The following is a 10,973-nucleotide window of genomic DNA, read 5'->3' as shown; positions in this document are numbered from 1 at the left end:
TCCAAAATCTCAATATCCCGTGCCAAAGTGGCAGGGTTGCAGGACACATAGACAATCCTCTGTGGCTGCATGTTGGCAAAGGTTTCCAGCACCTGCTCGGTACAGCCGGCCCTTGGCGGGTCCACCACCACCACATCAGGGCGCACGCCCTGCTTGTATAGCCGCGGCATTACCTTAGTGCAGTCACCCACAATAAACTCCGCATTGCGGACATTGTTTTCCCGCGCATTCTTTTCTGCATCCTTTATCGCCGGGCTGACAATCTCCACGCCATAGACCTTCCTCGCCTTCTGCGCCAAATACAGGCTGATGGTTCCCGTACCGCAGTAAGCATCAATGACAGTCTCCTTACCGGTCAGCTGAGCGAACTCCAATGCCTTATCATACAGCACCTCTGCCTGCTTCGTATTAACCTGAAAGAAGGAACGGGCAGACACGTTGAACACGAATTTGCCCAGCCTTGCCTTGATGGTAGGCTTACCCCACAACAGCCTTGTTTCCCTGCCCAGAATGACATTATTTCTATATGTCTGGATATTCTGCTGCAGGCTCACCATTTTCGGCAGGCGGCTACGGAGCATTTTCACGATTTCCTTTTCCCGGCGCAGCTCCTTGACTGCTGTCACCAGCACCACCATCAGCTGTCCATTGATGCCCGTCCTTGCCACCACATGGCGCATGACGCCTGTATGCCTGTCCTCATCATAGACAGGTATGCCCAGCTTTTCCACCACTTCCCGGACAGCATTAATCGCCTCATTGTTCAGCTCATCCTGAATAAGACAGTTGGAAGCATCAATAATTTTATGGGTTCCCTGGGCAAAACAGCCAATAATCGTCCGCCCCTTTTCCCTGCCTACAGGGAATGCCACCTTGTTGCGGTAATTCCACGGATTTTCCGCTCCCAGCACAGGCAGTACCGGCAAATCCTTCTGATGCCCGATGCGCTCCATGGCATCCTTTACCTGCTGTCGCTTTACCTTCAGCTGCCCCTCATAGCTGAGATGCTGCAGCTGACAGCCGCCGCATTCCCTGTAAATAGGGCACTTCGGTTCCACCCGGTCAGGACTGGCCTCCAGCACCTTCAAAAGCCTGCCCGAAGCATAGCTCTTTTTCACCTCGTCAATCCGCACCTTTACCAGCTCTCCCGGCAATGCCCCCTGCACAAACACCGTGAAGCCTTCCATGCGCCCTACGCCCTCGCCACTGCTGCCCAGGCTGCTTATCCTTATATCGTACTCCTTGCTTATCTCCACAGGGACCTTCGCCATTTTCTCTCCTCCATATATAACAAATGCAATACGCACATAAACACACCATTAGTATAAACAAAAAGCAGCATCACCGCAAGAAACCGCAACAGCCAAAGTCCTGCAATGACACCGCCCATAAACACACCGTCGCATAGCAAACGCAATATGTACAACGTGCATCATACATATAATGCGCAAGATACACATAACGCACGCAATACACACAACATGATGCACGATACACTCAGCACGCATAATACATGCAATACGCCCAACGCACGCAACAACATCGTATACGACAGTCACATATTATTTTTTGAACTGTACATTAAAGAGCAAATCCGTCGGTTTTTCCAGCAGCAGCTTCGCCCCGTTTTCCAGCAGCTCTTCCTTCTTGCGGAAGCCCCACAGCACTCCCACAGGCAGGAAACCGGCATTGACCGCAGTCTGCATATCCACGCCGCTATCGCCCAGATAAGCAACCCTGTCCGGCGTTACCCCCAGCTTTTTCGTAATCTCCAGCACAGTGGTCGGATCAGGCTTTCTAGGGTAGCCGGGCCTGTCGCCGATTACCATCTTGAAGGTTCCCGGCTCAAACAGGATATTGATAATGGTCTTGGCCGCCTCCATTGGCTTATTGGTGCACACAGCCATGGGAATCTCCTTCTCCATGAGCTTCGCCAGTGTATCGCGAATACCGCTGTAGGCACGGGTCTTGTTTAAAACCTTGCCATTGTAAATCTCACGAAACTTGGCCAGTGCTTTCTCATAAAAGGCCTTGTCTGCCGCTTTATCTTCCGGCAAAGCCCGCTCCACCAGCTTGCCTACGCCGTTGCCCACAAAATACTTGTATGCTTCCACATCATGCGTAGGAAAATCGTATGCCACCAGCATTTCATTACAGCTGTCTGCCAAATCATCAATCGAATTAATAAGGGTCCCATCTAAATCAAATATTACTGCCTCATACCGCATTCATATCTGCCTCTTTCCTGTCAATTTCCATATCTCCTCCGAGCCATCTCCCTCTTTTCTAATTCGATATCAATTTGAAAAATCCTGCTAAATGCCATTTAAAATTTAATTTAACCTTCTCAAAATTAAAATTTAACTTCAATTTAAGCTGTCAGCTTTTTTCAAAATAGCCAGAATCCGCCTGTTCTCCGGCAGCATACTACCCAGCCCTTTCTTGTGGTGCAGGGATACAATAGCGGCCTCCGTATTCATGCCGATTCCCCGCAGCAGCTCGCCGCCCAGCTCACCATGATGATAATACCGGTACAGCGTTCCGCGCACAAGGCTCCTGGAATCGCACCTGCCATAACGCCTTGACCAGATGGGAAAAACCTTGTCAAGAAGCACTGCCAGCGCCTTTCTGACCGGCCCCATGCATCTGCCCCTGCCCACATCATGCAGAAGACAGCACCGCACCAGAAGCTGTCGCAATTCTCCCGCATCCTGCTTGTACAGATAGGGAAAATCCTGCTCCCGAAAGCTGCCGTCAAAAATCTCCAGCGCCGTTTTCAGCACATTCATCGTATGGCGCATATCCGCCCTGTTCATCTGGAAAAAAAGCTCCTGCGCCGCCTCTGTCAGATTTGTTTTAACAAAATCAACTTCATCGTCGCTGAGATCGCTGGCAAAAATGCCCCGGAAAAATTGTTTTACACGGTAAAGCACAGCCATCACTTCCAAACTCGACCCCTGCAAAGAACATAACCGTCTGCCGCTACAGGCACAGGCCTCACCTGCAAATGACACAGCCACCCTCTGTCACTGCGGCCGTATCATACGACAAGCCCCGTTACAAATCAGGCCTGCTTGATAAATACCAGCTCCTTGTAGCCTTTTTCCTTTCTGTAGGCCTCCGCCTCCTGCTCAAGACAGGCCGCCATAGCCAGCTCGCAGGTCCTGCCTTCCGCCCTGAATGCCTGAACCTGACGGATGGCCTCGCACTGCAGTCCTGGCGCATAAGCCACATAGACGTCCTTTTCGGTCTCCGGCTTGGCCAGTCCTTCGCGCTCCAGTGCCAGCAGGATGCGCTCAATGCCCACGGCAAAGCCGGTAGCAGGCAGTGCCCTGCCAAAATCCGTCAGCATGTGGTCATAACGGCCGCCGCCGCACAGCGGGAATCCCAGCCCCGGCGTATAAGCCTCAAACACCATGCCGGTATAATAGCTGAAATCACGGATAACGCCCAGATCAAAGGTCACATATTCCGCCACGCCATAGGCATCCAGCAGCTCATAAATCTCGGTGAGATTATCCAGCGCCCGGCGGGACTGCTCATTCATCGCCATGTTGTAGGCCTTTTTCAGCACCTGGCGTCCCCCGTGCAAAAGCGGCAGCTGCTTCACCATATCCTTGGCCGCTTCAGGCAGCTCCGTAGCATCCACAATCTCCCCCAGCGCCACCAGATCACGCCGCTCGATGGCATCCTTTATCTCCTGCTGCTGCTTCGGGAAAATACAGCACTGCTGCATAAGTCCATTGATAAACTCAACCTGTCCCAGGCAAATCTGAAAATCCTTCAGCCCGGCTTCCTTCATAATGGACACGGCCAGAGCAATCATCTCTGCATCCGCGGTAGCCTTGGAGCTGCCAATCAGCTCCACACCGGCCTGATGAAACTCGCACTGGCGGCCGGTCTGGGTCTTTTCATAGCGGAAGACACTGCTGATATAGGACAGCTTGTGCGGCAGCCATTCCTCACCCAGACGGCTTGCCACCACCCTGGCAATCGGCGTAGTCATCTCATGCCGCAGGGCCATGGTGCGGTTCTGCTTATCAAACAGCTTGAACATCTGCGGTTCCAGATTGCTGCCATTTCCCATGGTCAGCGTATCCAAAAACTCAATCGTCGGCGTAACCACCTCGTCATATCCCCACAGCTTGAACTGTCTGGCAATCCGCGCCTCTATCGCCCTCTTCTCGGCCGCCTCCTGCGGCAGAAAATCACGGGTACCATACGGAATCTCCAAAACTAAATCCTTGTTGCTCATTATCGAAAAATCTCCCCTAAAATCACTCTACCTGGTTCTGTTCCTCATCCTGCTTCAAACGCTCAAAAACAAGATTGTAGCCATCCGCCCCATAGTTCAGACAGCGCTTGACGCGGCTGATCGTAGCCGTGCTGGCTCCGGTGCGGCTCACAATCTCGTCATAGGTATGCCGCTTCTGCAGCATCTTGGCCACCTCCAGCCGCTGCGACATGGCCTTCAGCTCACTGATTGTACATATATCCTCAAAAAACTGATAACATTCCTCTACGGTCTGCAGCTTCAAAACAGCACTGCACAGCTGATCATTCAGCTCATCCTTCAGCTTTGGGTTTACCACTCTCAACACCACCTAAAAATAAAGTCCCTGCAAGTTCCTGAACATACCGGCTTTCCAAAAATACCGGCTCCTGAAAGCGCGAAGCTCCAAAGCTGCCCTTTCCCAAAGCAACAGCTCCTAAAATTACTTTCATGCTTTACAATACGAAAATGTCCCTCGCCTATTATAGCACACTGCTTTGGCAAAGTGAAGTAGCAAACCCGCTTAATTTTCCGTGATGTTGAAAAACTGCTCCCGGTACTGCAGCTGCAGGGCGGCCAGCACCTCCGCCATGCCTTCCCCGCTTTCCACGGCCTCCATTGCGGCCCGGCGGGCTTTGAGCAGGATATCGATGTCCTGCCCCACATCGGCAATCTTCAAATCAGGCAGGCCGTGCTGCATGGAGCCAAAAAACTGCCCCGGCCCTCTCAGCTTCAAATCTTCCTCGGCCAGGACAAAGCCATCCGCAGTGCTTTCCAGTACCGCCATCCGCTTGCGTGCTGTCTCCGTGCTTTCCTCTGCCACAAAAATGCAGTACGAAGCATATTCGCCGCGCCCGACGCGCCCCCTGAGCTGATGCAGCTGGGCCAGCCCGAACCGCTGGGCATTTTCCACCACCATAATACTGGCATTGGGCACGTTGACGCCTACCTCAATGACGGTAGTTGCCACCAGCAGCCTGACTTCCCCCTCATAGAACCGCTGCATCAGCTCTTCCTTTTCCTTCTGCTTCAGCCTGCCATGAACAAGGCCGCAGTGAATGCCGTAAAAAATGCCGCCGGTCAGCTCATCATAAACCTCCTGTGCCGAGGTCAGCCCCGAATCGCCATTCATTTCAATCAACGGGCACACTACATAGGCCTGCCTGCCCTTTTTGATTTCCTCCAGCACGAATTTATAAATCAGCTCCCGACGCTCCCTGCCCCTGACAAACGTCCTGACAGGCCTCCTGCCCGGCGGCAGCTGGCGTATCGTAGACACTTCCAGATCACCGTACACGGTCAGGGTAAGGGTGCGGGGAATAGGCGTCGCCGTCATGACCAGCACATCCGGCACCAGCCTGCCCTTCCTCTCCAGCACCGCCCGCTGGCTGATGCCGAAGCGATGCTGCTCATCCGTCACCACCAGCCCCAGGTTGGCAAAGGCCACCTCCTGCTGAATCAGGGCATGAGTACCGATGACAATATCTACCTCGTGAGCGGCCAGCCTGTCATACAGCTCCTGCTTCTGCTTTTTTGTCAGCCGTCCGGACAGCAGGTCAACCCGTATCCCCAGAGGCGCCAGAAAACCACAGAAGCTCTCAAAATGCTGCCGTGCCAAAATCTCCGTAGGAGCCATCAGCGCCCCCTGAAAACCGCTTTCCACCGCCTTGACCAGTGCCAGCATAGCTATTACGGTCTTGCCGGAGCCCACATCACCCTGCACCAGCCGCCGCATAGGCACGGCGCGCTCCATATCCCGGCAGATATCCCGCCACACCTTCTGCTGATCCCCGGTAAGCCGGAAGGGCAGGCCGGACAATGCCTGCTCCGTCAGCCTGCCATTAACGCCAAAGCCTATGCCCTGCCGCTGCTCCTGCGTCCTTTTTTTCAGCAGCAGCAGGCCGTACTGAATCAGGTACAGCTCCTCAAAGGCAAGGCTGTACCGCGCCTCATCGGCCAGCTGCAGGCTTTCGGGATAATGGATGCTCCGAAGGGCCTGCAGCCGCGGCAGGAGCCCGTACTGCCTCCGCAGGCTCTCCGGCATGACCTCCGGCACTTCCAGCCTGCCCTCATCAGCCAGCCTGAGCAGCTGTTCCGTCAGGGAGCGCAAAAATCCCTGCCTGATATTTTCCGCAGCAGAATAAACCGGCAGAATCCCGCATTTTGCCTCCGGAGCCGCCTCATCATCATCAATGATTTCAAAGGAGGTTATCCGGTTCATGGCAAGCTGCCCCTGCCCGCCGTAGGCATAGGCCGTCCTGCCAGCAGCAAAAACACGTCTGCCGGTCTTTAATTTCTGCTTTAAAAATTTCTGGTTGAACCACGTAAGCTGCAGAAAGCCTGTCCCATCGGATACCAGCGCTGTCAAAATCAGCATGCCGCGGCGTCCGGCACGCTTCTCCTGCACGCCGGCAATCACTCCCGTCACAACCGCATCCTCGCCGGCCTGCAGCTGTCCTATGGGCGTAATCCTGCTCTGATCCTCATAGGCTCTCGGAAAATGCGTCAGCAGGTCAAACAGGCGGAAAATCCCCAGCCCGTGCAGCTGCTGAGCCTTCTTTGGCCCCACGCCCTTCAAGCTCTCTATATCATCTGCCAGTTCCATTTATAGATTACACACCTCAATGTCCGATAAGCATGGCAACTCCCACAAAGACTATGACCAGCGCCACGGTCAGCCCCACAAAGCCGCCGATGAGTGCAGGCCAGTTTTTCCTGTCGCGCAGGAACTCCAACGCCTCCGATTCCTGACGCCCGGCCGGACGCTTCTCCGCCTTCTCCTGCCATGCACTCTGTTTCGCCCCGGCAGCACTTGCCGCGTCCTTCGCCTCCGGTGCCTGCTGTGACGCCTGTTCCGCGTCCACCACGGTAATAACCGCCCCGGAACCGGCCTGGGCATGCCCCGTAGCCGGCCTGATGACCTTCCCCTCAAGGCCGCCGCAAATAATAACAGGCGTAATGGTATCCACGCCCATAGCCTTTATCTTTTCCAGGTCAAACTCAGCAATCATATCTCCGGCCTGAACCCTGCTGTTAACGGTCGTGTGCACCGCACAGCAGTCAGGCATCAGCTTGCTGTTGACGCCAAAATGCACCAGCACTTCCAGCCCCTCGTCCGAGGTAAACCCGAAGGCATGCTTGTCCTCTGCAATCACATTGATGTACCCGGATATAGGACTGAACATAGTCCCATCCTCGGGCACTATGGCTACCCCGTCCCCCAGCATGCGGTCGGCATAAATCGGGTCAGGCACCTTGCCCAGATCCACCACCTGCCCCGTCATTGGCGCAAATATGGATACCTTGTATTCTTCCCCCATAGCAATTCCCCTTTTCTATCTTACCTTGCCGGCATGAGCCGCATACACCGCAAACTCGGACTCACCATCCAGGCCCAGCAGCTGATTCAGCTCGTTATCGTTAAAATGCCCTATAGCACACACACCGGTATCAATGGTATACGCCGCCAGATAAAGATTCTGGCACACATGCCCTGCATCCAGATACAGATACTGCAAGGCCCGTCCTCCGAAATAATACTCCATCCTTTCAAGAACCGCCGCCCAGATAAAGGTAACTGCGCTGTCACGGTACATATTGAGCTTATTAAAGCCGGGTGCCAGCCATTCCTTTACATCCTCACCCAGCTTCACAGGCAAAAGGGCATGCTCCACAGCCAGAAAACGGTACAGTCCCGGCGCCACGCCCTCCACCTTATCAATGTACAGGTAGGTTTCAAAGGCATTCCTTGCTCCTGCCGACGGCACGGTTCTCTTAGTGGCACCGGCCGGCAGTACCATTTTGATGCCCTGGGTGCACCACAAAAGGTAGCTGAGCTCCTTCAAGGTCAGTGACGCCGCGCTGTACTCACGCACCGTAGAACGAAGCTCCATCAGCTCCAAAAAACTCACCTGATGATCCTCCAGAAAATCCGGCTCCGGCAGCGGCAGCAGCTGTGCCCCGTCAGGATATGGCTTCTGAATCGGCGGCGGCGTCAGATGCTGTATCTTCGCCGTATGCTGATTGTTCTTCACCAGAGCGGCCTCCTGCAACCTATGCAACAAATCCTTATCCATGAAATCTCCGCCTGCCTTTACACATCATACAACACACAAAACAAAACATCCGAAAATTGTCCGGTAAATCACGCATTAGCTTACTTAAACTATCGAAAAAATTCCTGTTTACCATTATAGCAAAATATATAAAATTTTACAAACAAATATGCTCCATGCAGGAGAAAAATCCCACGCACGGAGCATAAAAAACATCAATCTCTCAACATATATCCCGACACATTTTTACACATGCTTTACCGGGAACTTCTTCCGCATCAGCACCCACAGCGGGCTGGCAATAAAGATGGAAGAATAAGAGCCGCAGGAAAAGCCCACCAGCAATGCAAAGGAGAAATCCTTGGTGGTATCGCCGCCAAAGAAATACAGAGCAAAGGTGGTAAACAGCACCGTGAACACGGTGTACAGGGAACGGGTCAGGGTCTGGTAAATACTGCGGTTGGCCAGCTCGTTCAAATCGCCGCCCTTCCTGAAATGCAGGCGCTGGTTCTCGCGAATCCTGTCAAAAATAACGATGGTGTCGTTGATGGAATAACCCACAATGGTCAGGATGGCCGCCACAAAGCTGGAGTCAACCTGCTTCTGGGTAAAGGAGAAAATCGTCAGCACAATCAGTATGTCGTGAATCAGGGCCAGAATGGCAGAAACGCCAAACCTCCACTCAAAGCGGTAGGACACATACAGGATAATCAAAATCCATGAAATCACCGTAGCCATGACCGCATCAGTAATCAGCTCGCCGCCGATGGTGGCGCCCACCTTTTCCTCACGCAGCACGGTATACGGCCCCACCTCTTCATTCAGGCTGGACATAATCTCCTTGCGCTGGCTCTCCTCCAGGTCAACAGTACGAATCATGACATCCTCGGATGCCTCCACATTGCTGGCCTCACCGGAAAGCTGGATGGTAGCATTATCCAGATTGTATTCCTTCAGCACATCACGGATTTCCGTCAGCGTAACCTGACGCTCAAAGCGCATGTCTATGATAGTACCGCCGGTAAAATCAATACCAAAGTTAAATCCCTTGGTAAACATGCAGAACAGCCCCAAAACAGTAATCGTGATGGAGATAGCAAACCAGAGCTTGGAATACTTCATTATATCAAAACGAATTTTTGGCAGATTTTGCTGCACCTTCATCTTAGCCAAACTGCTTCACCTCTCCCTCTGTCTTAGGCTTCTTGTTGATGCCATAAATCCAAGGATTCTTGAAAATATTGGCCGCGATCAGGTTCTTCGTCATGAACTGCGTCAGGGTAATCGCCGTAAACATGGAGATAACAACACCCAGGCCCAGGGTAATGGCAAAGCCCCTGATACTGCCTGTACCGAAGCAGAACAGCACGGCTGAAGCAATAATGGTCGTAATATTTGAGTCAAAAATAGTGGTAAAGGCGCGGGAAAAACCTGCATCCATGGACAGCCGCAGGGTCTTGCCGCTGAGGAATTCCTCCTTGAAATGCTCAAAAATCAGCACGTTGGCATCCACCGCCATACCGATGGACAGGATAATACCGGCCACACCCGGCAATGTCAGCGTAGCATCCAGGAGCTTCAGGGCAAACAGCAGGATAATAACATAGGCCATCAGGCTGATGTCAGCCACAATGCCGGACACACGATAGAAGAGTGCCATGAACAGCACCACCGCTCCCAGTCCGATAGTAAAGGCAAACACGGACTTGTCCTTGGAATCCTGACCCAAGGAAGGACCCACCGTGCGGGTTTCAATGATGTTGACCTTTACCGGCAGGGAACCGCTTCGGAGCAGAATAGCCAGATTGTGGGCTTCCTCCAGCGTCTTGTTGCCGGTGATTACCGCCTTGCCGCCGGTGATGGCCTCATTTACCCTTGGTGCAGTCAGCACCTCGCCGTCCAGAAGGATGGCGATAGTCCTGCCCACGTTCATGCTGGTCAGCACGGCAAATTTCTCCGCCCCCTCCGGGCTGAATTCCAGTGCTACCACATTCTGGCCCTGCTGGTCAGTCTGCTCGCGGGCATCCTTCAGGTCAGTACCATTGAGGACGGTTTCCCCCTCCTCATTCTTGAATTCCAGCATGGCCGTCTTGCCAATTACCTGTATAGCCTTGTCCGGATCCTTGATGCCCGGCAGCTCCACGATAATGCGGCGGTCACCCTGACGCTGGACAATCGGCTCTGCCAGTCCCAGCTCATTCACACGCTTCTCCATGATGCGCACCACGCGCTCCATGGCATCCTCATTCACCTTGGCCTCCGGAGTATCCTCCGCCTCAAGGACCACATGAGTACCACCCTGCAGGTCAAGACCCTGACGGATGGAGGTGGCCAGAGGCTCCACAAAGGTGAAGAACACGGCAATGATAACCACCACTGCCGCCAGAAGTTTCAGTAAACTGTCTTTCCTCAACTACTTCAAATCCTCTCATCATAAAATAAAATTATATCTCATATACGGTATTTTCCGTAAAAATATAATCCATAGACTGGTCATACACATCCACGGCAAAAGCATCAAAAACCTGACACTCATAGGCCACTGCCACCTTTATGGCGCCAGCCGCCTGCCCCAGAAAGCGGTCATAATAGCCGCCCCCCATGCCGATGCGGTGCCCGGCACGGTCAAAGGCACTGCCCGGCAC

Annotated in this window: 12 protein-coding genes; all 12 read right to left on the bottom strand. The window is 53.3% G+C overall.

Going from position 1 to position 10,973, the window contains the following annotated elements; translation table 11 throughout:
• Positions 1–1,271, bottom strand: a 1,271-nt coding sequence (gene rlmD, locus ACI3UA_RS06980; protein WP_439724096.1) for a 23S rRNA (uracil(1939)-C(5))-methyltransferase RlmD, incomplete at its 3' end; no start/stop codon positions are given.
• Between the two features lie 291 nt (positions 1,272–1,562).
• Entirely contained in the window at positions 1,563–2,228 is a 666-nt protein-coding gene (locus tag ACI3UA_RS06975) for an HAD family hydrolase (RefSeq protein WP_439724095.1), read from the bottom strand.
• A 138-nt stretch (positions 2,229–2,366) separates the two neighbouring features.
• Positions 2,367–2,948, bottom strand: coding sequence for a hypothetical protein (locus ACI3UA_RS06970; RefSeq protein ID WP_439724094.1), 582 nt, complete (start codon positions 2,946–2,948; stop codon positions 2,367–2,369).
• 116 nt (positions 2,949–3,064) lie between these two features.
• Positions 3,065–4,255, bottom strand: a complete 1,191-nt coding sequence (gene hisZ / locus ACI3UA_RS06965; protein WP_439724093.1) for an ATP phosphoribosyltransferase regulatory subunit — start codon at positions 4,253–4,255, stop codon at positions 3,065–3,067.
• Between the two features lie 22 nt (positions 4,256–4,277).
• A complete protein-coding gene (locus ACI3UA_RS06960) occupies positions 4,278–4,592 on the bottom strand; it encodes a YerC/YecD family TrpR-related protein (protein WP_439724092.1) in 315 nt (104 codons plus the stop codon).
• The gene (locus ACI3UA_RS06955) at positions 4,567–4,698 is read right to left on the bottom strand and encodes a hypothetical protein (protein ID WP_439724091.1); all 132 of its coding nucleotides are present in this window, start codon (positions 4,696–4,698) and stop codon (positions 4,567–4,569) included. The genes ACI3UA_RS06960 and ACI3UA_RS06955 overlap by 26 nt, the downstream gene beginning before the upstream one ends.
• 98 nt (positions 4,699–4,796) lie before the next feature.
• Entirely contained in the window at positions 4,797–6,878 is a 2,082-nt protein-coding gene (gene recG / locus ACI3UA_RS06950) for an ATP-dependent DNA helicase RecG (RefSeq protein ID WP_439724090.1), read from the bottom strand.
• A 16-nt stretch (positions 6,879–6,894) separates the two neighbouring features.
• Entirely contained in the window at positions 6,895–7,593 is a 699-nt protein-coding gene (locus tag ACI3UA_RS06945) for a PTS sugar transporter subunit IIA (protein WP_439724089.1), read from the bottom strand.
• Positions 7,594–7,608: 15 nt separating this feature from the next.
• Entirely contained in the window at positions 7,609–8,349 is a 741-nt protein-coding gene (locus ACI3UA_RS06940; RefSeq protein WP_439724088.1) for a SagB/ThcOx family dehydrogenase, read from the bottom strand.
• A gap of 225 nt (positions 8,350–8,574) precedes the next feature.
• Entirely contained in the window at positions 8,575–9,474 is a 900-nt protein-coding gene (gene secF / locus ACI3UA_RS06935; RefSeq protein ID WP_439724097.1) for a protein translocase subunit SecF, read from the bottom strand.
• Positions 9,475–9,493: 19 nt separating this feature from the next.
• Positions 9,494–10,741, bottom strand: coding sequence for a protein translocase subunit SecD (gene secD / locus ACI3UA_RS06930; protein ID WP_439724087.1), 1,248 nt, complete (start codon positions 10,739–10,741; stop codon positions 9,494–9,496).
• Positions 10,742–10,772: 31 nt separating this feature from the next.
• Positions 10,773–10,973: 5-formyltetrahydrofolate cyclo-ligase (locus ACI3UA_RS06925; RefSeq protein WP_439724086.1), on the bottom strand; the 201-nt coding region annotated here is incomplete at its 5' end.

The organism is Anaerovibrio sp. (assembly GCF_051866355.1).
Taxonomy (GTDB): Bacteria; Bacillota; Negativicutes; order Selenomonadales; family Selenomonadaceae; genus Anaerovibrio.
The sequence above is the reverse complement of the archived record's forward strand: the minus strand, read 5'-3'. Positions and strand labels throughout refer to the sequence as shown.

Excerpts from the sequence above, each read along its gene's own strand:
- ACI3UA_RS06975 (WP_439724095.1), bottom strand. The coding sequence starts at position 2,228 with ATGCGGTATGAGGCAGTAATATTTGATTTAGATGGGACCCTTATTAAT.
- hisZ (WP_439724093.1), bottom strand. The coding sequence starts at position 4,255 with ATGAGCAACAAGGATTTAGTTTTGGAGATTCCGTATGGTACCCGTGAT.
- recG (WP_439724090.1), bottom strand. The coding sequence starts at position 6,878 with ATGGAACTGGCAGATGATATAGAGAGCTTGAAGGGCGTGGGGCCAAAG.
- ACI3UA_RS06945 (WP_439724089.1), bottom strand. The coding sequence starts at position 7,593 with ATGGGGGAAGAATACAAGGTATCCATATTTGCGCCAATGACGGGGCAG.
- ACI3UA_RS06940 (WP_439724088.1), bottom strand. The coding sequence starts at position 8,349 with ATGGATAAGGATTTGTTGCATAGGTTGCAGGAGGCCGCTCTGGTGAAG.